A 21,179-nucleotide genomic window follows, 5' to 3' on the forward strand; every position below is an offset into this window, starting at 1 on the left:
AGGGGTATCCCCGAGGTCCCGGCCGCCTGCGCGGCCGGTTTCATTTTGGGGGTCTGCTTTGGAGAAAAACGATCAGAATCGTGTCGTAGTTTTCGTAGATGGTTTCAATCTTTACCATGCCATTGACGACTTGGATCGCGACCCGAAAACTAGGCGGCCCACAAACACCAAGCATTATCTCAAGTGGCTTGATATCTGGTCTCTGAGCAAAGCGCTCATTCATCCAAAGAACGACGTGTTGGTAGGCGGATATTACTTCTCGGCCTATGCTGGTTGGATTAACCAAGACGCGCAGGATCGCCATCGCGCCTACGTGGCTGCTCTGAAGGCGTCCGGAATCAAGGATGTGATGGGGACCTTTAAGAAGAAGCCCCGTAAGTGCCCGAGCTGCAAACACGAGTGGGATGGTCACGAAGAAAAAGAAAGTGACGTCAATCTGGCTGTTTATCTGGTCAGGCTCGCTTTCGAGGATGCTTTCGACAAGGCGATCATCTTCACAGCAGATACCGATTTGGCTCCGGCGATTCGTGTTGTTAGGGAGGCGTTCCCTAAAAAAGAAATCCGGGTGGCGATCCCTGAGCGGCGTCTCAACCGATCCAAAGCACTGGAAAATGCGGCCAATGGCAGGATCAGGGTGACCGAGGCTCATTTTGCCCGTAACCTTTTCCCGGAAAAATTAGTGCTCGCTGACCCTGCGGTGATCGAGCGCCCGAAAAAATATACGCCGCCGAAAAATTTTCAGCCGCCAGCGAAGAAACCTACTTGAATGTTTGATCACACAAGGTAGAGTATTCACGTACTGCTGATAACTGCGCCCACCGGGGAGACCTTGGTGGGCGTTGTCGTTTCTGGGCTGGGCGCTCACCTGTCTGCCCAGCCTTGGAGACCCCCCCATGAAACTTCTTATCACCCGCCCGGTGGTCCTCACCGGCGCTGGCGGCGTGCGCTCGCTCGTCCCTGGCCTGACGGTTGAGGCCGATGCGGCCACTGCTGAACAGATCCTGGCGCAACAGGCTGGCATCCCAGCTGAACCGGCTACCCAGCCCGAGACCCCAGTCACCCCACGCCGCCGGAAGTCCGCCGATGCTGAAACTTGACGTCACCGCCGATGTGGCCAAGGCCACCGAGTACCTGTCGGACGTGGCTCAGCGGCACGTTCCGAACGCCGCCGCCAAAGCCCTGACCCGAACGGCCTTCGATGCCCGTGATGCGGTGCGCGATAGTCTGCCCGAGCGCTTCAATCTGCGCCGACCGTGGATCAGTCGGGGTATCGGCGTGACGCCAGCCAAGCCCCGCACACTGATGGCCGAGGTCTGGTCGCGGGATCGGTTCATGGCGGCACAGGAGAGCGGCGGCAGCCATCCCGATGCGCGACCCATTCCGGCCGGGCGGTTGCGCGAGATGGCCCAGAGTCGGGTGATCCCCAAGAGCCAGTGGCTCGATCAGGTCAAGAACAAGCCCACCGTCTTCTACCGGGCGGGGATGTTGTTCGAGCGCCGTGACGAGCGACGCATCCTCGCGCTCTACCTGCTGCGGCCCAAGGCCCAGATCAAGGTGCAGCCGCGCTTCGGTATGGCTGAGACCGTCAGGAGCGTGGCGCTGCGCGAGTACCAGCGGCAGATGGAACGGGCGCTGAGGGAAGAACTGACGAAGGCCACGTGATGGTGACTGACGTATCTGACACATCTGACGGGTCCTCCCGGGCGATCTAAAAAGCGGGGGACGCGCCAACCGCCCGGCTTGCCTAGCGCCAGCGACAAAAATAGGTTGCCAGTTGCCACCCGTTTCCACGCCGAGGTGATCCACCGCTGACGACTGATTGATTGACCCGCCCGGCCCGGAGGAATGCGATGGGACTGTCCATCCGGGCCTATGCCCAACACCGTGGCGTGAGCCACACCGCTGTGGCCAAGGCCATCAAGGCCGGGCGTATTCAGGTCGAGGCCGACGGCAAGATTGACCCGGTCAAGGCCGACGCCCAGTGGGCGCGCAACACCCTGCCGTCGCAGAACCTGAACGCCGGCGCCAGCAAATCAGCGCCCAAGGTGGCAACCCCAACTGTTTCCACTCTGGTTTCCAGTCGTGAGGCGCAAGCGCCCCTGGAAACCCGGGCGACTGCCCCCGACTACCAGACCAGCCGCGCCATCCGTGAAGCCTACGCCGCGCGCCTGGCCAAGCTCGAATTCGAAGAACGCACGGGCAAGCTGCTCAACGCCGACGAGGTGAAGGTCAAGCACTTCAACCTTGCTCGGCTGCTGCGTGACCGCATCCAGCAAATCCCTCGCAAGCTCGCCCCGCAGATTGTGGCGGCCGTGGTCGCACAGCCTGACCAGCGCGTGGTGGAAGACCTGCTCATGGATGCGATCCGCGAAGCCCTGGAGGAACTCTCCCGATGACCGTCACCCCCACCATGGCCAGCCGCATCGAGATGTGGCCACTGGATCGGCTCAAGCCCTACGCCAAGAATGCCCGCACCCACTCGGAGGCGCAGGTGGCGCAAATTGCGGCCAGCATTGTCGAGTTCGGATTTACCGCGCCACTCCTGGTATCCAACGATGGCGGGATTCTCGCCGGGCATGGTCGACTCGCCGCCGCGAAGAAACTCAATCTGGACGCCGTGCCCGTGGTGGTGCTCGACCACCTGACACCGACCCAGCGCCGTGCCTACATCCTGGCGGATAACCAGCTGGCGTTGCAAGCCGGCTGGGATCAGGAACTGCTCGCTGTTGAGTTGGCCGACTTGTCGGCGGCAGGCTTCGATCTGGCTTTGACCGGATTCAGCGATGAGGAGCTGGCCGACCTGCTTGGCGATATCGAAGAGGCCGAGCTTGCCGATGAGGATTCGCCCATTGGCGAACCCGTCGACGAGGACATTCCCGATGTTCCGGTCATCCCGGTGTCACGCCCGGGCGACATCTGGCAACTCGGATCGCATCGTCTGATCTGCGGCGATTCGACCGACCCGGCCGTGGTCGCGGCCCTGATGGCCGGCGACACTGCTCGCCTGTGTTTCACCAGCCCACCGTATGGCCAGCAGCGCGACTATACCAAGGGCATCGCCGACTGGGATGCGCTGATGCGCGGTGTCTTCGCAAATCTGCCGATGGCCGACGAGGGCCAGGTGCTGGTGAATCTCGGCCTCATCCACCGCAATAACGAAGTGATCCCATACTGGGATGGCTGGCTCGCCTGGATGCGCACCATGGGCTGGCGGCGTTTTGGTTGGTACGTATGGGACCAGGGCCCGGGAATGCCGGGTGACTGGGCGGGACGCTTGTCGCCGAGTTTCGAGTTTGTATTCCACTTCAACCGCCAGAGCCGCAAACCCAACAAGATCGTGCCCTGCAAGCACGCCGGTCAGGACTCGCATTTGCGCGCCGACGGATCATCGACGGCGATGCGCGGCAAGGACGGCGAGGTCGGGGGCTGGACCCATGCTGGGCAGCCCACCCAGGACTACCGCATCCCGGACAGCGTGATCCGCATCATGCGCCACAAGGGCAAGATTGGCCGCGACATCGACCATCCGGCGGTGTTTCCGGTGGCGCTGCCTGAGCACATCTTGCTGGCGTATTCGGACCCTGGTGATTTGGTATTCGAGCCCTTTAGCGGCTCCGGCACCACGATCCTGGCCGCCCAGAAGACGGGACGCCAGGCCCGCGCCATCGAACTCGCCCCGGCCTACACCGATGTGGCGGTCAAGCGCTTCCAACAGAACCACCCCGACATCCCGGTGATGCTCATGGCCACCGGGCAGACCTTTGCCGAGGTCGAACACGAACGACTGGAGAACAACGATGCAAGCCTGGCTCGCTGACAAACTGGAGCACTGGCCCATCGGGCGCCTGTTGCCCTACATCCGAAATGCCCGTACCCACTCCGAGGCCCAAATCGCGCAGATCGCGGCGAGCATCGCCGAGTTCGGCTTCACTGCGCCAATCCTGGCCGGGTCGGATGGCGTGATCGTGGCCGGTCACGGGCGTTTGGCGGCGGCGCGCAAGCTGGGGTTGGCGAGCGTGCCGGTAGTGGTGCTTGAGCATCTCACCCCAACCCAGCGTCGGGCTCTGGTGATCGCCGACAACAAGATCGCCGAGAACGCAGGATGGGACGAGGAACTGTTGCGCCTGGAACTGGCCGAGTTGCAGGAGGCCGACTTTGACCTGGCACTCACCGGCTTCGATGCCGACGAGCTGCTGGAGATCATGGCCGGCGAGGAAACCACTACCGAGGGCCACACCGACGAGGATGCTGCTCCCGAGGTGCCGGTCACGCCGGTATCGAAACCGGGCGATGTATGGATCATGGGCAAGCACCGGTTGTTGTGTGGTGACAGCACCAATCCCACGAGCTTCGCCCTGCTGATGGCAGGCGAGAAGGCCACGATGGTGTTCACCGACCCTCCTTACGGCGTCAATTACGCCAACAGCGCCAAGGACAAGATCCGTGGCACGAACCGCCCAATCTTGAACGACAACCTGGGCGAGGACTTCGAGCCCTTCCTAAAGGCAGCACTGACGCCGATGATCGCGCACTGCCAGGGCGCCATCTACATCGCCATGTCCTCCAGTGAGCTCGACACCCTGCAAGCGGCGTTCCGTGCTGCGGGCGGCAAATGGTCGACCTTCATCATCTGGGCCAAGAACACCTTCACGCTGGGGCGCTCCGACTACCAGCGCCAGTACGAGCCGATCCTCTACGGTTGGCCCGAGGGCGCTACCCGGCACTGGTGCGGTGACCGGGATCAGGGCGATGTCTGGAACTTCAACAAGCCACGCGTAAATGACCTGCATCCGACGATGAAGCCGGTGGAGTTGGTCGAGCGGGCGATCCGCAACTCCAGCCGGCCGGGCGACATCGTGCTCGATCCCTTCGGGGGCTCCGGCACCACGTTGATCGCCGCTGAGAAGTCGGGTCGTCAGGCACGACTGATCGAACTCGATCCGAAGTATTGCGACGTAATAGTTCGCAGATGGCAGGAATATGCCGGGGCGCAGGCGGCACGGCAGGCCGATGGAGCGCGATTCGATGATCTGGTCGGCTCGGCCGAGACCGACGATGCCAGCGATGAGTTGGATACCGAGGAGGCACTTTGAAACAGTCGCGCACGATGTCGCTGGTCGAAGCCGTGACCAACGTGCTGGTCGGCTATGGTGTGGCGGTGACGACCCAGTGGGTGGTATTTCCGCTCTTTGGCCTGCACGCCACACTGCAGGAGAACTTGCTGATTGGCCTCATCTTCACGGCCGTGTCGCTGGTCAGGAGCTACGTGCTGCGCCGGGTCTTTGAGGCGCTGCGCGTGCGTCAGTTATCCGGGAACTCAGGATAAAGATCACCGCTGCTGATGTCGGCAACATAGCTGACATGGCTGAATTCACCGGGTGCATCAGCCAGGATGACACCGCCGACTGACTGGATCGCAATGCCGTACTTGCGGGTGAGTGCCGTCAGTTCGGCGATGAACTGGTCGTAGTGGGTTTCGAGTTGTGGGTTGGTGGAGAGCGCGGCCACGTTGTACTCCTCACGCCGCCAGAGACTCTTCGACGATCTCGCAGTGGATCACGAAGCCCGTCAGGTAAGGCAGGCCCTTGGGGATGCCGTACTGTTTGCTGGTGCTGCGGCCAATGGTCCAGCCCATCCAACGCTGTGTGGCCTGTGCGATGGCGTCCGCCAGGGTGGCGCCGGCGTAGAGGCCGTTTTGCACGTCGTCGGCAAAGTGGCGACCGTGGCGGCTGTCGAGAAAGGTGCGGACTGACTCGAGCGGCTGGCAGGTGGCGTCCGAGATGGCCGTCATGGCCAGTGGCCAGGCAGCTTCGGCCTGCTCGTTCATCGTGCCGTAAAAGCCCCACGACTCGTTCTGGGTAGCGGGGATCTGGGTGGTGGTGTTCATCTCTGGCTCCTGGTGGTTGATCGTTGCGACACCCGTAGTAACGCGCTGTTCGAGATGGAAGCCAAGCGCCTGTTCGATCTTTTTGCGCTTGGCTCGGGTTCCTTATTCCATCGTGTCGGCACGCACAAGTTCCGCCTGGGCGCCGGCGATCAGGTCCAGGCGCACGTTGTTGGGCACGTAGGTGGCCAGATGGCTCAGGGTCCAGTTGAGGACATTGGCCTTGTCTTTGAGCGACTCTGCTTCTTCGTAGCGGGCGATGTAGCGGTCGAGTTCTACCAGGGCGCGCTGCATCGTGGCGCGGGCGTTGGTAAGCGCATCACGGCCACTGGTTTCGGCGTAGTGAGCTTGAAATTCGCGGGGGGTGTTCATGGTGTGCTCTCCTTTCGGTTGATCGTTGCGACACCTGTATGAACGCGCTTCTCGCCACTGAAGCCAAGCGATTCATCGATCATTTTTCGATCACTGCTCGGCCAGTCTGTCGAGGATGCGCGAGGCTGCGGGATCGCCTGCCAACGCACGGCGCAGGGTGCGGATGGCTTGATCGCGCGACACCTCCGGGCGACGGTTATCGATCAGCCAGCCAATCGCGCCAGCCTGGTCGTCATCAGTGGCCGGTGCAGGCGTGGATGTTGTTTCGGCAATGCCAACGTAGCGCCCGTAGCTGCTGCCCGAGGGATCGACAAACACGGTTGTCCCCGGTGCGCTGACAGCCACCACGCGCCGGCGCCCATTCGCGTGACCGCCGAGTCCGGCTAGCCAATCCCGGTCCTCCAGCAGTGTGTTGGCGAAGGCGTCATATTCAGCCTCGGTGAGTGCCTTACGCCACGCGATTTCGATGGGCTCGAAGAGTGCGCTGGGGTCGGTGTTGTGCAGCACTTCGTCCAGGTCGCAGGGCTTGCGGGCAAAGCGGGCACGGATCGGTGTGTGGTTGGCGGTGGTCATGGTGGCGTCCTTTCGGTGGATGTGGGTGACAACAGCATTCACGCGCTGGTCCCCACCGAAGCCAAGCTCAATCTGCATCGCGATGGGCATCGAGTGCATCGAGGGCTTCAATCGCCAGCACCAGATCGGCAATGCGGTCGGCCTCGAAGCCAAACCCCCGGTGGCGAAGGAGGTGCTCGATGCTCGGATGCTTCATCCGGGCGATCTCCCGGCAGGCCTCCAGCAAGGCTGGCAACAGGTTTGCCGGGATCGGGGCGTCGGGCTGCGCGATCACGCGGTGGCTTCCTCGGCGATGCGGTAGAGGCGCTGTCCTGCGCCCGGCGTGCCGGCGGGGCCCACGATCTTCTCGGAGACGATATTCAGGCCCAATTTCTTCTTGAGTGCGCCGGCAAAGGTGCCGCGCACCGTGTGCGCCTGCCAGCCCGTGGCTTCGCAGATCTGCGCGATGGTGGCGCCCTCGGGGCGTTTCAACATCTCGATTACCAGCGCCTGCTTGCTGTTGCCCGGGCTGCGCTTGGGCGACTCAAGGGTGCTGGCGGGTTGAACCTGCTGCCAGCTGGCTTCGGCGGCAGCCACGGCGGCTTCCAGTTCCGGGTCGTCTGCCAGCGGCGGTGTGGGTGACGTGGCGGCGCCCTTTACCGCAGGCAGCACATCCTCCGGTTGGGCCTCGCCCTTGATGATCGCGATGGCGGCGCGCGTGATGCGCCACTGGCCATCCATCTGCTCGATCAGCCCACGCTGTGCGAGGCTGGCGATCATTTTCAGCTTGGCACCGCCCTTGAGCTCGAGCAGCGGTTCGATCAGGCCGCCCGCATCGCAATGCGCGCGGGTGATGAGGTCGAGTTGGCGTTCGGTGATCGGGGTGGTTTGTGCGGACATGGTCGTGCTCCTTGTGGGTGATGAAGGTCAGACGGCTTGCTGCTGGGTCGGTTGATCAGTGGCCTTGCTGGTGGCGTTTTGGCCTGCGGCCAGGCCTGCTTGGTAGGCCGCCATCAGGGCGCTTTGGACGGCCCAGACGCTGACGTCGTGGAAATCCAGGCTGTCGCTGTTGCGTGTGGCCAGGGTCTCGATGAAGAGATGGTCCAGGGCGATCCGTGCGAGCAGTTGGTCGAGTTGCTGCGCGGCCATGGTGGCGGTCTTGTTGGCGGTTTTGCACATCGTGGTTCTCCTTGGCGTGTGTTGTTGCGGTGTCTGTATGAACGCGCTGTTCAAGCAGGAAGCCAAGCGCCGGTTCGATCTTTCTTCGCCTGGTTGGCCGATTTGCTCAGGCGGCGATGTGACGCTTGGCCAGGTCGATCTCGGCAGGCAACCACAGCGTGGCGATTTCTTCCTCGAGGGCTTGGCGCCGACGCTCGGCTATCTCCTGCAGGGCATCGATCTGCGCGAGCAAGGCGAGGAGTTCGTCGCGCTGGCGCAGGATGGGGGTGCCCACTTCGGGCAGCTGCTCGATCCAGCTCAGGCGGTTGGTGTGGCGGTTGGCGTTCATGGCGTTCTCCGTGGGGCGTTGATGGCGTCTGTATGAACGCGCTGTTCCCAACACAAGCCAAGCGTTCGGCCTATCTATTTCGGATTGGAGTGGCTTGTGTTCGACACTGCTGAATCGGCGGCGGCGTGGGTCGTGCAGTCCGCCTGGAAACGAGGGCTCGCGCCCGACCCCATCCTCACCGTCGATGACTGGGCCAACCGCCACCGGATGCTCTCGTCGGTGGCCTCAGCCGAACCGGGACGCTGGTCATCCACCCGAACCCCCTACCTCGCGGAGATCATGGCGGCCCTGTCGGTGACCTCCCGCGCCGAGCGGGTGGTGCTGATGAAAGGGGCTCAGTTAGGGGGCACAGAAGCCGGATTGAACTGGCTGGGCTACGTGATTCACCACGCCCCGGGCCCGATGCTGCTGGTGCAACCGACGGTGGAAGGCGCCAAGCGCGTTTCCAAGCAGCGCGTCGATGCGCTGATCGAAGCCAGCCCTGAGCTGGCAAGCCGCGTCAAAGACCCGCGCAGCCGGGATTCCGGAAACACCCAGCTGATGAAGGAGTTTCCCGGCGGCGTGCTGATCATGACCGGCGCAAACTCGGCGGTGGGCCTGCGCTCGATGCCGGTGCGTTACCTGTTTCTCGATGAGGTCGACGGCTACCCGGGCGACGCCGATGGCGAGGGCGATCCGGTGGCACTGGCCGTCCAGCGCGCCGCCACCTTCGTCAATCGCAAGGTCTATCTGTGCTCAACCCCGACGCTCAAAGGCTTCTCGCGCATCGAGGCGGCCTACCTGGAATCGGATCAGCGGGTGTTCGAGGTGCCCTGCGATCACTGCGGGGCGCATAGCCAGATCCTCTGGCGTGACATCAAGTGGCCGGCCGGCAAGATGAGCGAGGCCGCCTGGCATTGCCCGCAGTGCGATGGCATCCACCCCGAGTACCGCAAGCCGGCGCTGTTGGCCAGCGGTCGCTGGACGTCACGAGCTGAGGGTGATGGCAAGACAGTGGGCTTCCACCTCTCCAGCCTCTACAGCCCGTGGCTCACTTGGGGCGAGATCGCGCAGGAGCACCACGCTGCCAAGGACGATCCGGTGCGGCTCAAGGTCTGGGTGAACACCAAGCTGGCCGAGACCTGGGAAGACCGGGAGGGCGAGACTTTGGACGCTGAAGGCCTGATGGAACGCCGCGAAGCCTATGGTCCGGCGATTCCTGCCGAGGTCGCACTGCTCACCTGTGGCATCGACGTGCAGGACGACCGGCTGGAACTGGAAGTGGTCGGCTGGGGCCGGGACGAGGAGTCGTGGTCCATCGACTACAAAGTGCTGTGGGGTGATCCGTCCGCGCCGGACACCTGGGCACAACTCGATGCTTATCTCGGCAACCGCTTCGAGCACGAGACCCTGGCCAACGGCTTGACCATCGAAGCGGCGTGTCTGGACACCGGTGGTCACCACACGCTGGCGGCCTACGCTTTCTGCAAGGGCCGCGAGAGGAAACGCATCTGGGCGATCAAGGGTGGTGCCGGCAAACGCCCGATCTGGCCCAAGCGACCGAGCAAGGCCAACAAGGGCAAGGTCAATCTGTTCACGGTGGGCGTGGATGCCGCCAAGGAGGCGATCTACGCCCGGCTCAAGAAGTCTGACGCCGGGGCCGGGACGATGCATTTCCCGCTGGATCGGGATGCGCAGTATTTCGAGCAACTCACTGCCGAGCGCATCCGCACCCGCTACGTGAAGGGGTTCCCGCAACGCTTCTGGTGGAAACCGGATGGCCGGCGCAACGAAGCACTGGATTGCCGGGTGTACGCCTACGCGGCATTGCACGGCCTGCTGTCGATGGGGCTGAACCTGAACAAGCGGGTCGAGGCGCTACCGCCAGTGCCCGCCCAGCGCAAGGCTGCCAGCAACGCCACACCCGTGACTGTGCCAATGACCGCCAGCCCGCGCCGTCGGCGCATGGCCATTTCTTCCAACTACCTCTGACACCGCCAGCCTCCCGCTGGCCGGGAGTGCTGTCCATGACCCTCGAACAACTCAAGGCCCAGCGCGAAGCCCTGCAGGCCGCCCGCTTCAATGGGGTGCTCACCGTGAAGGCTGGCGACAAGTGGGTGACTTACAAGTCCGATGCCGAACTGCAGTCTGCCCTGCATGACCTGGATCGCGAGATCGCTTTAGCCGAAGGTCGCCCGCGCGCCCGTCGCATCCGCACCTATGCCGGGAAGGGATTGTGATGAAGGCATTCCAGAACCTGCGCCAGAAACTTGGCCGAAAGGTCGTCGCCATGATCGGCGGCTTCGAGGGCGGACTGTCCGCCCGCCGCCTCAAGACTTTTCAAGCCAGCCGCGCCCACGTCAACACGCTGATCCAGGCCGCCGGTGCCGATATGACCGCGCGTGCCCGCTACCTGATTCGCAACAATGGCTACGCCGCCAACGCGGTCGAGTCCTGGGCGGGCAATGCAGTGGGCACCGGTATCAAACCCTCGTCGGGGATAGCCGATGCGGTGCTCAAGGACCGGGTGCAGCGGCTGTGGCTGCGCTGGACCGACGAGTCGGACGCTGAAGGGCTGACGGATTTCTATGGTCAGCAGCGCCGGGCCGCCCGGGAACTGTTCATCGCCGGGGAAGTGTTCTTTCGCATCCGGCCACGTCGGCCCGAGGATGGTTTGAGCGTGCCGCTGCAGTTGCAGATGCTCCCGGCTGAGATGCTGCCGCTCAATCACAACCAGCTGCTGGAGAACGGTCACCGCATCCGCCAGGGCATCGAGTTCGACCGCATCGGTCGGCGTGTGGCCTACCACTTCCTGCGCCGCCACCCGGGCGACATCACCGATCCCGGGTTGGCCGGGGAGACCGTGCGGGTGCCGGCTGAGTCGGTGCTGCACATCGTTGATCCGGTGGACGCCGGACAACTCCGAGGGGTGTCGCGGTTCTCTCCGGCGCTGGTGAAGCTGTTCTTGCTCGACCAGTACGACGACGCCGAACTCGACCGCAAGAAGGTCGCGGCGATGTTCGTCGGCTTCGTGCGCCGGCCCGAGCGTGACTTCGACAACGGTAATGAAACCGATGACCGGGGCGAACCGCTGCTGCCGCTCGAACCCGGGCAACTCCAGATCCTGGACGACGGCGAGGACATCACCTTCTCGACGCCAGCCGATGTCGGTGGCAACTACGAGTCCTTCCAGTACCGCACGCTCCTGCAGGTGGCAGCAGCCCTGGGCTTGCCCTACGCGAACCTGTCGGCCGATATGTTGAAGGCCAACTACTCGAACACGCGCGCTGCGCTCTTGGAGTTTCGCCGCCGCATCGAAGCCTTCCAGCATTCGGTGCTGGTGTTTCAGCTGTGCCGGGCGGTCTGGGGGCGTTGGATGGACACGGCGGTGCTCTCGGGGCGACTGGACCTGCCGGACTACGAGCAACGCCGCGCCGACTACCTGGACTGCAGCTGGCTGCCGCCCCGTTGGGACTGGGTCGATCCCTTGAAAGACATCCGCGCCGAGATCAACGCCATCGAGGCCGGGCTCAAGTCGCGTACTCAGGCCATTGCCGAGCGTGGCTTTGATGCTGCGCTGGTCGATACCGAGATCGCCGGTGACCACCGGCGCGAGGACAGCCTGGGGCTGCGTTTTGGGCGCGAGCCTGCGTCGGTGCCGGCCCCTGCGCAGGCACCACCGCCAGCCCCCTCGAACTGAGGAATTCCCATGACCGATTTGCCTTACCTGGCGTCCCGCCTGTACGGGACGCCGCTCCTCATTGCGCGCCCCAAACTCGAAGTGATTCTCGGGGTGGTGGCCCGGAAGCTCGCGGGAGACACCCTGGCCACGCCACCGCCGGCCAACGTCGATACTGGTATGACCGGTGGCCTCCAGAACCTGGAGAGCATCGCCGTGATTCCGGTCCTCGGCACCCTGGTGCGTCGCTCTTCCTATCTCGGCGCCGCCAGTGGCCTCACCAGCTACCACGACATCGAGGCCATGGCCGACCAGGCTTTTTCCGACCCGATGGTGAAGGCTGTGCTGCTGGAGATTGATTCCAGTGGTGGCGAGGCGGGTGGGGTGTTCGATTTGGCGCAGCGCCTGAGAAGTTTGTCTCAGACCTCCGGCAAACCCCTGTGGGCCATCGCCGATGAGGCCGCACTCTCAGCCGCCTACGCCATTGCCTGTGCGGCTGACCGCCTCTGGCTCACCCGCACCGCCGAGGTGGGCTCCATCGGGGTGGTGGCAGTGCACGTCGACGAGTCGGTGGCCGATGCCAAAGCGGGGCTCAACTACACCTTCCTGCACGCCGGCGCCCACAAGGTCGATGGCCATCCGCACGCGCCGCTGCCAGCGCCAGTGGCTGCTGATATCCAGGCCGACATCGATCAGCTGCACGAGCAGTTCATCGCGCTGGTCGCTGGGTTCCGCCGCCTGACCTCAGAGGTCATCCGCGCCACCGAGGCCCGTGTCTATCGCGGCGAGGCCGCTCTCCAGGCGGGGCTGGCCGATCAGATCGGAACCCGCGCCGAGGCGATCACGGCCCTGCAACGCCAGCTCGCCATGAGTGCTGGCCGCAGCCTGCGCAACAAGGCCACTGCGCTGTCGGCCTGCCGCCCCACGTCCCACATCAGTTCCCGATCCCAACCCTTCCCGAAGGAGATCTCCATGAATGATCACAACCCTGTCACGCCGATGGACGACACCGAAGAGAACAGCACACCGACCCCGGCGCAGTCACCGCAAACCCCGCCGCCGCTCGATGAAGCGGCCATCACCGCCCAAGTCGAGCAACGTCTGCGCCGCCAACTCGCCGAGCTGACCGAGATCGCCGCCCAGGCCCAACGTCTCGGCGTGACGGTCGATCCGGCGCAGGCCCTGGCCCGTGGTGTCAGCCCGGATGCACTGCGCCAGTCGGTACTGAAGCAAGCCGCCGAACGCGATGTCGCGCAAGACATCGTCGCTGAGGCCCCGCAGCCACCCCACACCAAACCCCAATCCGTCGCAGACAGCCCCTTGGTCAAAGCGGCTCAAGCCTATGGAGGTCGTAAATGAGCACACCTTTGATTTCCCCGTCGACGCTGGGTGATCTCATCAAGCGCGAGTCCGACCCGGACTACACCCGCGAGACCGTGACCCTGAAGGCCGGCACCGCCTACCCCTTGGGTGCGGTGCTCGGTCGCATCACGGCGGATGGCAAATACACCTTCTCGCCAGTGGCATCGACCACGGGCACCGAGGGGCCGAGATTGCCAACGCCGTGCTGTTGCACCCGGTGGCTGCCAGCGCAACTGACACCCAGGCGGTGGTGCTCGCACGTGGCCAGGTGATCGTCGCAGACCGTGCGCTGGCCTTCGATGCCACGGTCACGGATGCCGCAGCCCAATCCCTCAAACACCAGCAACTGGCTGCCCACGGTATCGTCGTGCGTCCGGTCGCTTGATCTCACTTCCCAGGAGTCTTGATATGACCGTGATCGTCAATCCGTTCGACGCCGGCGGCTTCACGCTGGCCGAGATGTCGGCTGCCATCCAAATGCTGCCCAACCCCTATGGCCGAGTCGGTCAGCTGGGGCTGTTTGCCCCCGAGCCGATTTCCCAGCGCAACGTCACCATCGAGTCCATTGAGGGTGAACTGCGTCTGCTGCCGGCCGTGGCCCCCGGTGCCCCGGCGACCGTCGGCACCACCGACAAGCGTTCGGTACGCTCGTTTGCCGTGCCGCACATCCCGCACAACGATGTGGTGCTGCCCGAAGAGATCCAGGGCATCCGGGGTCTGGGTCTGGCCGCTGGTGAAGACCCGCTGGTCACGGTGATGACCCGCAAGCTCGCCCGCATGCGCGCCAAGCACGCGCAGACGCTGGAGTACATGCGTGTGAACGCCTTGCTGGGGATTACCAAGGATGGTGCTGGAAACACGCTGTACGACTGGCACGACGAGTTCGACATCCAGAAGCCCGAGGTGGATTTCGTGTTCGGCAGCACCGAAGACATGGTCATCCACTGCACCCAGGTCGCCCGCCACATCGAGGAGAACTTGAAGGGCGAGATGATGACCACCATTCACGCCCTGGTCAGCCCTGAGTTCTTCGATGCCCTGGTCAAGCACAAGACCGTGAAGGAAGCCTACACCTTCTACCAGGGCACCGCTGGCACCAACCCGCTGCGCGACGATGTGCGCCGTGGTTTCCGCTTTGGCTCGATCCTGTTCGAGGAGTATTTCGGCACGGTGACGCTGGCCAACGGTACATCCGTGCGCCTGATTCCGCCGCGCGAAGGGGTGGCTTTCCCGCTGGGCACGCTGGATACCTTCCGGACGTACTTCGCCCCGGCGAACCTGATGGAAGCGGTGGGCACCTATGGCCAGGAGCTTTACGCCCACCAGCTGGCCCGCCCCAACGGCACCGGCGTGGACATCTACACCCAGTCGAATCCGCTGCCCATCGTGAAGCGCCCGGCGCTGACCGTGCGTCTCTTCTCCAGTAATGGCTGGTGATCGTGATGGGAGGTGACCATGACGGTTTTTGGTGACCTGACCCGGGCCATGTCCGCCATCGTGCTCACCACTTTCGGGGAGCCGGTGGTGTTTCACCTTGAAGGGCAAGCCGAGGCGCTGCCGGGGCGGGGCGTTTTCACCGCCACCCACCAGGAGGTCGATGCCAGCACCGGTGTGCCGGTGTCCATGGTGCAGCCGGTGCTGGAGGTGCGGCAGGCCGATCTTCCAGCAACACCGACCGAGGGCGATGCCGTCACGGTGCAAGGTGTGCTCTACCTGATCGTCGGGGTGCGCCCCGATGGCCATGGCTTTCTGAAACTGATGCTGCATAGGGGTACGCAGGGAGGGGGCGGCCATGAAACACCCACGCACCCTGATCCGTGACGCGGTCAAGGAGCGACTGGTGGCGCAGTTGCCGGCGATTGATCCGCGCATCAGCGCCAACCGGATCAGCATCCACCGCAGCACACCGCTGTTTCAAGCCAAGCTGCCGGCCGTTCTGATCTACACCCGCGATGAGCGCATCGAGGATCAGCCCAACGCCGATCCGGGTCTGCGTTATCGGAAGCTGGAACTGTCGGTCGAGATCATCGCCAGTGGCGACGTCGCCGCCGAAGAGGCCGATGTCCTTGCGCAGGCCGTGGAGGCCATCCTGGATGCGGACGAAACCCTGGGGCTGCTGGTCGAAGGCACCCGCCTGACCCGCACCGAGGTCGATCAGGGTGGCGAGGGCGACACGCCGGTGCTGGCGGTCCGTCTGTCATTCGAAGTCAGCTACTGGACCAAGCCCGTGATCGATGACGGGGTGCTGCCCCTGCAGGTGTTGGTGAGTTGGGTGCCGGAGATCGGCGTCAGCCATGAGCACAGCTATCAGCCGGTTGGTACTCACTACCGGGAGCCAAGTTCATGAGCGAGCGCAACCTACACCAGGACATGACCGAGGCCGAGCGGCGTATTAGCAATGTGGCGCTGATGGGCCAGGTGGTAGCGCTCGACACGGTGCGTGCCCGCGTGCGGGTGCAGGCCGGCCCGATCACCACCGGCTGGCTGCCCTTTGCGACGCTGCGCGCTGGACCGGATCGAACCTGGCATCCGCCCGAGCTGGGGGAGCAGGTGCTGCTGGTTGCCCCCGGTGGCGATCTCAACCAGGGCGTGGTGGTGGGCTCGATCTACCGGGCAGACCATCCGGCTCCGGCCGACTCAGAAGATGTCTCGCGCACCCTGTTCAAGGATGGTGCGGTGATGGAGTACGACCGCGCCCAGCACCACTGGCGCTTGGCGGTACCGGTGGGCGGCAAGATCGTGCTGGAGATTGGTCCCACCAAACTGGAGCTCAGCGATCAGGGCGCGCGGCTGACCGCTCCCCGGATTGATCTCAACTGAAGGAGGTTGCCATGCCAGCCATCACGCGCTTGGGCGACCAATGCACCGGCCATGGTTGCTTTCCGGCACGCCCCAATACCTCGGCGGCGGCCTCGGTGTTCATCAATGGCATCGCGGTGCACCGGGTGGGGGATGCTTGGGCGACCCACTGCTGTGGTCCCGCCTGCCACGCCAGCGTGCTGGCGGAAGGCAGTCTCAGTGTATTTGCCGAGGGACAGGCGGTCGGACGGATCGGTGATCCGGTGGACTGCGGATCGAGCGTGGCCCAAGGGTCACCAAATGTCTATGCAGGGTAATCAACGATGCTTGGAATCAACGCCCAAACCGGCCAGCCGCTGGCTGGCATCGACCACCTACGCCAGAGCATCCGCGACATCCTGACCACCCGCATCGGCACTCGGGTCATGCGCCGTGACTATGGATCGCGCCTGCCCGCCCTGGTCGACAACCCCATGACCCCGAGGCTTGCCATGGATCTGTATTCAGCCACCGCCGAGGCGCTGGCCCGTTGGGAGCCACGCTTCAAGCTCACCCGGGTGCGCATTGCTTCGGCCACGGTCGGGCAAGTCGTGCTTGATCTGGAAGGCATCTACCTGCCCGATGGCAAAGCAGCCGTGCTCACCGGCCTGGAGGTGTAAATGACGACCCTGAGCGATCTGGCGAGCCTGCCCACACCGGCGGTGATCGAGCCCTTGTCCTTCGAGATGATCTTCTCGGAACTGCAAACCGAGTTTCAATCCCGCTACCCGGACTATTCGGCACTCCTGGCCTCGGACCCGGCGGTGAAGTTGCTGGAGGTGGCAGCCTACCGCGAGGTGCTGCTGAGAAACCGTATCAATGCGGCTGCCAAAGCCTCCCTTCTGGCCTTTGCCACCGGCAGCGATCTCGATCACCTGGCGGCCTTTTATGGGGTGACACGCCTGATGGAAGAGGCCGACGAGGCGCTGCGGCTGCGCACCCGCCAACGCATCATCGGATTTGCCAATGCCGGTGGGGCGGCGCATTACCGCTACTGGGCGCTCTCGGGTTCCCCTGAGGTGGCTGATGTCGAGGTCGACAGCCCGGAACCTGGGCGGGTGCGCATCAGCGTGCTGGTCAAGGGTGGAGAAGAGACCGTCCCTGATTCGGTGCTTGATGCCGTCCGCGCCGTGGTGCTGCGCGACGACATCCGGGTGCTCACCGACACCGTCGAGGTGGTGGCGGCAGAGCTGATTCCCGTCACTGTCACCGCGCGCATCTGGCTCTATCCCGACACACCGTTGGCCGCCTTTGAGGCCATCGCCCCACGCTTCAAGGACGCACTGGCGGCTTGTATCTTTAAACCAGACCAGCGCGGTAGAGTCTGAACGCCGTTGAGGCGGCCAGACCGGCCCGTGCAGTTTGGTAGGCGCTGGGGTGATAGAGCCCGTGACTGAGTACAGAACGCATGGCCGCCGCGCTGGTCTTCGTGAAGCCCGAACGGTTACGCGCGCCTTGATTGAGCGCGCATGCACAAGCAAGGGATCTGAAGATCATGTCTGTTACCTCTGTGACGGTGGGCATCGACGTGGCCAAGGCGCACGTGGATGTCTGTGTGCTGGGTGCCAAGAGCAGCGCCCAGCGGTTTGACAACGATGCCGAAGGCCACTCGGCGCTGGCGGCTGCCCTGCAGCCCCTGGACGTGGGTCTGGTGGTGATGGAGGCCACCGGCGGCTACGAGGCCGCGTTAGCGTGTGCCCTGCAGGCCACAGGCCTGCCCGTGGCGGTCATCAACCCGCGCCAGGCGCGCGACTTCGCCAAATCCATGGGACGCCTGGCCAAGACCGACGCGGTGGATGCGCGCACGCTGGCCGAGCTGGCAGCGGTGCTGCTGCGCCGCGACGATCTGCAGCGCTTCTTGCGCCCCCTGGCCGATGAGCGCCAGCAGTGGCTCGCGGCCCTGGTCACGCGCAGGCGCCAGTTGCTGACCATGCTCCATTCGGAGCGCCAACGGCTGCAGATCACGCCCAAGAAGCTGCACGCCAGCATCGAGGCCATCGAGGCGGCGATCAAGGCGCAGCTCGATGAGATCGAAGAGCAGATGGTCACGCATGTGCGCGAGCACTTTGGGGAGCTCGACACGCTGCTGCAGTCGGCTGCGGGAGTCGGCCCGGTGGCCAGTGCCACGATGATTGCCGAGCTGCCAGAGCTGGGCCGGCTGAACCGGCGCGAGATCGCTGCATTGGTGGGCGTGGCGCCCATGGCCAATGACTCCGGCGGCAGCAAGGGCAGGCGGCGCGTACAAGGCGGGCGCTTCGAGATCCGCCGCGTGCTGTACATGGCAACGCTCACGGCCACCCGCTACAACCCGGCCATCAAGGCCTTCTACGAGCGTCTGAAGGCCGCTGGCAAGTTGCCCAAGGTCGCCCTGGTCGCTTGCATGCGCAAGTTGCTCACCACGCTCAACGCCATGGTGCGCACTGGAAAACCTTGGGACAAGTCGCTTCATTGCGCTTGACTTCGAAGACGGTTACTCAGTCGGGCCTGGGTTGGGATCTGACCCCGTCCTGGGTGATTGGCGAGTTGCAGCGCCCCGGCGTGCACAAGGTCGAACTGCATTCACCCACGACCGATATCCGTGCCAACGCCAACCAGGCGGTGCGGCTGATGCATCTGAATCTGGAATTTGCGGGGCGGGATCGATAGCGCCCGCCGTTCTGCGCTGGAGGGCACATGACTGCTGACCATTTGCTGCCCGCCAATGCCACGCCATTGGAGCAGGCACTTTCCCTGTCCACCGATGCGCTGTCTCGGTTAGCCCTGCCGGCGGACGCGATTCGTCAGTTCAAGACCGATCCGACTGATCCGCTCTTGCCCTGGCTGATCTGGGAGTACGGACTGGGCGAGTTGCTGCCGTATTTGCCGGAGCCAAGACAGGCGATAGCCGAAGGGATTCTGTGGCAGCGGCTGCGCGGCACACCGGCTGCGCTGGCCACCGCCTTGTCCTGGATCGGGATGGGCGCCACGGTCGAACAGGAACCACCGGGTGTTCACTTCGCCGAGTTCCAGCTTGACCCGGGACAGGTGCTCGACAGCGACACGGCAATTGCCAACCTGATCGCTATTGCCCGACTGTCGGCACCGGCGCGCTCTCGTCTGTCACGGATCTACCACGGCCATGACCTGCGCCGGGTGGTGCTTGACGAGAGTCGACTGGGCGAGGCGCTGCTCTCAGACCACAGCGGCGTTTTCTGGCGTGACGGGCAGACCAAGCTGTCTTTTGGCCGGGTCCGCCAATGGGTGAAGCCACCTACCGACATCGTGCTGTCGCCCACGCGCGAGGCAACTCGATTTGCGGTGGCGAGGTTGATCGACCGGTATCTGCTCGACTTCTCGGCTCTGGGCGATCCCGGGCATACGCGCAACGAGGAGATCCTGCATTCGCACCTCTTCACGCTTGCCAATGCGCTGGGACTACCGGATGCGCAGTCATTACTGCCCGAGCGTCGCTTCGCACGAGCGATGGTGGTGCTTTCCGACAGCACTCCCCTGGGCGACATCAATGCCAACCTGCCGCGCTTTGCCTGGCGTGAAGAGGGGCAATCGATCACCCTGGGTGGCCGTGACCAGCTCTCTGCCACACCGCATCGGCTGATCCGCGTCGAGGTGCTGGAGCGAAGCCTTCGTGACCACCCGGCTGACTTGGTTGTGCCAACCCTGAGTCTTCAGGCCCATCGCGACCATCTCGCTGTCCATCGCGTCCAGGCCCGTGCCGATCAGGCGCTGGGGATGTGGGCCTTGGGCGAATCGGTGCCCAGCCTGGATCGGGGGTTTGTGCGGCGTGATCACACCCGGGGCAATCCAGCCTTGCCCGATGCTGCGGGATGGCGGCCACGGCTTTACCAGCGGGCGCAGGTGGTGCTCTCGGAGGTCGTGCTGGGCGAGGTCAATACCCGCACGCCCCGGCGTGCGCTGCTTCGTATCCGGTCGCTGCCCACCCTGGGTGATTTCACTTTGGGTGATCTGGCCGAGGTCGAACGGCGCACCCTGACCGAGATGCGCCTGGCGGTCTCAGGCTTCACCGATATCGTGCCATACGAATTCGCCGGCTCTGCTGCCAGCCTGCAACGGCTACTGACCCGAAGTGCCGAGCGCAATACCCACACGCAGGCTGCGCTCTCGCGTGTTGCCTTGGCCAGTGGCCGTGCCACCTGGAGCGGCCAGAGCTGGACCGGCGTGCGCTGGCCGGCGTCGAGCTGGACCGACACCCGCGAGTTGATCGGCGCGACACATCAGACGCTGAACTGATTCAGCGGCGCACTGAGCGCTGCTGCTTTGTATTTCTCTCTATTCATTTCTGGAGCACCCCATGGCGATTCTGACTGCCAGCGGTCGCGCTGCGCTTGCCGCCGCGATCAAAGAACAAACCCTTTACCTCGCCTTGGGCGAGGGCGATCCCTTGTGGGACACCATCAAAGCGATCAGCACACCTTTTGATGAGGCGGGGGTGATCGAGCTGGGCTTTACGCACCTGGCCGACATCCGCGTCACCACGCTCGATGACCAGATCGAGTACCTGCTCGATGTCGACTACAGCGTCAATGCCCGCGAGGGTGTGATCCGACGTCTGCCCGATAGCAGCATCCCTGAACAGGGCGATGTCACCGCCCACTTCAAGGTCGCGCATCCCCCCGAGCCGATTGGCCAGACGGCGCTGCTGCGCGAGGTCGGACGCCGGGTGGTCGATGAGGTGCATTTCGTTGCCGCCGACCCCGAGGGCGAGATCGTGGTGCCGACCGGGCGCTACCGCCTGGTGGCCGAGCCCACCAACCACCTCTTCATCCGGGTGCGCTTCGACTTCGAGGATGCCGCCACCAGCGTGGTGCGCGAGCAAGGCCTCTTCGTCGGCACCCAGACCGATCCCGAGTTAGCCCTCGGGCAGAAATTTTTCATTCCGGCCCAGATCACGGATGCCGGAATCCTTCTCGTGCTGCAGAACTCAGTGCCCATCGTGCGCCAGCCATCGACGCGCGAGACCTTCGAATTCGTTGTCACTTTCTAATCCG

Annotated in this window: 32 protein-coding genes; 24 read left to right on the forward strand and 8 right to left on the reverse strand. The window is 64.1% G+C overall.

What is annotated here, in order from left to right; all coding sequences use genetic code 11:
- Positions 1-58 precede the first annotated feature (58 nt).
- The 7 genes from HND92_RS03340 (at position 59) to HND92_RS03370 (ending at position 5,326) form a co-directional block, all read left to right on the forward strand.
- Positions 59-766 carry an NYN domain-containing protein gene (locus HND92_RS03340; protein WP_020685836.1) on the forward strand — a complete coding sequence of 236 codons (708 nt, stop codon included), beginning with the start codon at positions 59-61 and terminating at the stop codon, positions 764-766.
- 127 nt (positions 767-893) lie between these two features.
- Positions 894-1,097, forward strand: coding sequence for a hypothetical protein (locus HND92_RS03345; RefSeq protein ID WP_172205856.1), 204 nt, complete (start codon positions 894-896; stop codon positions 1,095-1,097).
- Positions 1,084-1,662, forward strand: a complete 579-nt coding sequence (locus HND92_RS03350) for a hypothetical protein (RefSeq protein WP_172205858.1) — start codon at positions 1,084-1,086, stop codon at positions 1,660-1,662. Before HND92_RS03345 ends, HND92_RS03350 begins: the two co-directional genes overlap by 14 nt.
- A gap of 188 nt (positions 1,663-1,850) precedes the next feature.
- A complete protein-coding gene (locus HND92_RS19285) occupies positions 1,851-2,396 on the forward strand; it encodes a hypothetical protein (protein ID WP_172205860.1) in 546 nt (181 codons plus the stop codon).
- A complete protein-coding gene (locus tag HND92_RS03360; RefSeq protein ID WP_172205862.1) occupies positions 2,393-3,817 on the forward strand; it encodes a site-specific DNA-methyltransferase in 1,425 nt (474 codons plus the stop codon). Before HND92_RS19285 ends, HND92_RS03360 begins: the two co-directional genes overlap by 4 nt.
- Positions 3,798-5,093 (forward strand): site-specific DNA-methyltransferase, encoded by a 1,296-nt coding sequence (locus HND92_RS03365; RefSeq protein WP_172205864.1) that lies wholly within the window; start codon positions 3,798-3,800, stop codon positions 5,091-5,093. Before HND92_RS03360 ends, HND92_RS03365 begins: the two co-directional genes overlap by 20 nt.
- A gap of 14 nt (positions 5,094-5,107) precedes the next feature.
- Positions 5,108-5,326, forward strand: a complete 219-nt coding sequence (locus HND92_RS03370; RefSeq protein ID WP_216662904.1) for a hypothetical protein — start codon at positions 5,108-5,110, stop codon at positions 5,324-5,326.
- Here HND92_RS03370 and HND92_RS03375 read toward each other — a convergent pair.
- From HND92_RS03375 to kleA, 8 genes are all read right to left on the reverse strand, one after another.
- Positions 5,302-5,508 carry a hypothetical protein gene (locus HND92_RS03375; protein ID WP_172205868.1) on the reverse strand — a complete coding sequence of 69 codons (207 nt, stop codon included), beginning with the start codon at positions 5,506-5,508 and terminating at the stop codon, positions 5,302-5,304. The two genes, HND92_RS03370 and HND92_RS03375, sit on opposite strands and share 25 nt — an antisense overlap.
- Positions 5,509-5,518: 10 nt before the next feature.
- Positions 5,519-5,887 carry a hypothetical protein gene (locus tag HND92_RS03380; RefSeq protein ID WP_172205870.1) on the reverse strand — a complete coding sequence of 123 codons (369 nt, stop codon included), beginning with the start codon at positions 5,885-5,887 and terminating at the stop codon, positions 5,519-5,521.
- Positions 5,888-5,989: 102 nt separating this feature from the next.
- The gene (locus HND92_RS03385) at positions 5,990-6,256 is read right to left on the reverse strand and encodes a hypothetical protein (protein ID WP_172205871.1); all 267 of its coding nucleotides are present in this window, start codon (positions 6,254-6,256) and stop codon (positions 5,990-5,992) included.
- Between the two features lie 90 nt (positions 6,257-6,346).
- Positions 6,347-6,829 (reverse strand): hypothetical protein, encoded by a 483-nt coding sequence (locus HND92_RS03390; protein ID WP_172205872.1) that lies wholly within the window; start codon positions 6,827-6,829, stop codon positions 6,347-6,349.
- 67 nt (positions 6,830-6,896) lie between these two features.
- Positions 6,897-7,103, reverse strand: coding sequence for a hypothetical protein (locus HND92_RS03395; protein WP_172205873.1), 207 nt, complete (start codon positions 7,101-7,103; stop codon positions 6,897-6,899).
- The gene (locus tag HND92_RS03400) at positions 7,100-7,708 is read right to left on the reverse strand and encodes a DUF3489 domain-containing protein (protein ID WP_172205874.1); all 609 of its coding nucleotides are present in this window, start codon (positions 7,706-7,708) and stop codon (positions 7,100-7,102) included. The genes HND92_RS03395 and HND92_RS03400 overlap by 4 nt, the downstream gene beginning before the upstream one ends.
- A gap of 27 nt (positions 7,709-7,735) precedes the next feature.
- Positions 7,736-7,987, reverse strand: a complete 252-nt coding sequence (locus HND92_RS03405; protein ID WP_172205875.1) for a hypothetical protein — start codon at positions 7,985-7,987, stop codon at positions 7,736-7,738.
- Between the two features lie 106 nt (positions 7,988-8,093).
- Positions 8,094-8,315, reverse strand: coding sequence for a stable inheritance protein KleA (gene kleA, locus HND92_RS03410; protein ID WP_172205876.1), 222 nt, complete (start codon positions 8,313-8,315; stop codon positions 8,094-8,096).
- Positions 8,316-8,411: 96 nt separating this feature from the next.
- On the opposite strand from kleA, the gene HND92_RS03415 reads away from it, so the two are divergent.
- From HND92_RS03415 to HND92_RS03490, 17 genes are all read left to right on the forward strand, one after another.
- Positions 8,412-10,286 (forward strand): phage terminase large subunit family protein, encoded by a 1,875-nt coding sequence (locus HND92_RS03415; RefSeq protein ID WP_216662905.1) that lies wholly within the window; start codon positions 8,412-8,414, stop codon positions 10,284-10,286.
- Positions 10,287-10,321: 35 nt separating this feature from the next.
- Positions 10,322-10,534, forward strand: coding sequence for a phage head-tail joining protein (locus HND92_RS03420; protein WP_172205877.1), 213 nt, complete (start codon positions 10,322-10,324; stop codon positions 10,532-10,534).
- Positions 10,534-11,994, forward strand: coding sequence for a phage portal protein (locus tag HND92_RS03425; RefSeq protein ID WP_216662906.1), 1,461 nt, complete (start codon positions 10,534-10,536; stop codon positions 11,992-11,994). Before HND92_RS03420 ends, HND92_RS03425 begins: the two co-directional genes overlap by 1 nt.
- 9 nt (positions 11,995-12,003) lie before the next feature.
- A complete protein-coding gene (locus HND92_RS03430) occupies positions 12,004-13,332 on the forward strand; it encodes a S49 family peptidase (RefSeq protein WP_172205878.1) in 1,329 nt (442 codons plus the stop codon).
- Positions 13,329-13,607 (forward strand): head decoration protein, encoded by a 279-nt coding sequence (locus HND92_RS19535; RefSeq protein WP_216662907.1) that lies wholly within the window; start codon positions 13,329-13,331, stop codon positions 13,605-13,607. The genes HND92_RS03430 and HND92_RS19535 overlap by 4 nt, the downstream gene beginning before the upstream one ends.
- Positions 13,553-13,720, forward strand: coding sequence for a hypothetical protein (locus tag HND92_RS19540; protein WP_371814846.1), 168 nt, complete (start codon positions 13,553-13,555; stop codon positions 13,718-13,720). Before HND92_RS19535 ends, HND92_RS19540 begins: the two co-directional genes overlap by 55 nt.
- A 23-nt stretch (positions 13,721-13,743) precedes the next feature.
- Positions 13,744-14,772 (forward strand): major capsid protein, encoded by a 1,029-nt coding sequence (locus tag HND92_RS03440; RefSeq protein ID WP_172205879.1) that lies wholly within the window; start codon positions 13,744-13,746, stop codon positions 14,770-14,772.
- Positions 14,773-14,790: 18 nt separating this feature from the next.
- Positions 14,791-15,156 carry a hypothetical protein gene (locus HND92_RS03445; protein ID WP_172205880.1) on the forward strand — a complete coding sequence of 122 codons (366 nt, stop codon included), beginning with the start codon at positions 14,791-14,793 and terminating at the stop codon, positions 15,154-15,156.
- Positions 15,128-15,682 carry a hypothetical protein gene (locus HND92_RS03450; RefSeq protein WP_172205881.1) on the forward strand — a complete coding sequence of 185 codons (555 nt, stop codon included), beginning with the start codon at positions 15,128-15,130 and terminating at the stop codon, positions 15,680-15,682. The genes HND92_RS03445 and HND92_RS03450 overlap by 29 nt, the downstream gene beginning before the upstream one ends.
- Complete coding sequence (locus tag HND92_RS03455; protein WP_172205882.1) at positions 15,679-16,155, forward strand: phage baseplate assembly protein V; 477 nt, start codon at positions 15,679-15,681, stop codon at positions 16,153-16,155. The genes HND92_RS03450 and HND92_RS03455 overlap by 4 nt, the downstream gene beginning before the upstream one ends.
- An 11-nt stretch (positions 16,156-16,166) precedes the next feature.
- Positions 16,167-16,451, forward strand: coding sequence for a PAAR domain-containing protein (locus HND92_RS03460; RefSeq protein WP_172205883.1), 285 nt, complete (start codon positions 16,167-16,169; stop codon positions 16,449-16,451).
- A 6-nt stretch (positions 16,452-16,457) separates the two neighbouring features.
- A complete protein-coding gene (locus tag HND92_RS03465; RefSeq protein WP_172205884.1) occupies positions 16,458-16,793 on the forward strand; it encodes a GPW/gp25 family protein in 336 nt (111 codons plus the stop codon).
- A complete protein-coding gene (locus HND92_RS03470) occupies positions 16,794-17,501 on the forward strand; it encodes a baseplate J/gp47 family protein (protein WP_172205885.1) in 708 nt (235 codons plus the stop codon). It begins immediately after the preceding gene.
- 167 nt (positions 17,502-17,668) lie between these two features.
- Complete coding sequence (locus HND92_RS03475; protein ID WP_011804582.1) at positions 17,669-18,631, forward strand: IS110 family transposase; 963 nt, start codon at positions 17,669-17,671, stop codon at positions 18,629-18,631.
- Complete coding sequence (locus HND92_RS03480; protein WP_172205886.1) at positions 18,628-18,819, forward strand: hypothetical protein; 192 nt, start codon at positions 18,628-18,630, stop codon at positions 18,817-18,819. The genes HND92_RS03475 and HND92_RS03480 overlap by 4 nt, the downstream gene beginning before the upstream one ends.
- A gap of 27 nt (positions 18,820-18,846) precedes the next feature.
- Entirely contained in the window at positions 18,847-20,421 is a 1,575-nt protein-coding gene (locus tag HND92_RS03485) for a phage tail protein (protein ID WP_172205887.1), read from the forward strand.
- A gap of 61 nt (positions 20,422-20,482) precedes the next feature.
- On the forward strand, positions 20,483-21,175 hold the full coding sequence (locus HND92_RS03490) for a hypothetical protein (protein ID WP_172205888.1): 693 nt from the start codon (positions 20,483-20,485) through the stop codon (positions 21,173-21,175).
- Positions 21,176-21,179: the final 4 nt, after the last annotated feature.

It is taken from the genome of Diaphorobacter sp. JS3050 (assembly GCF_013154915.1).
In the GTDB taxonomy this organism is placed as follows: domain Bacteria; phylum Pseudomonadota; class Gammaproteobacteria; order Burkholderiales; family Burkholderiaceae_C; genus Diaphorobacter; species Diaphorobacter nitroreducens.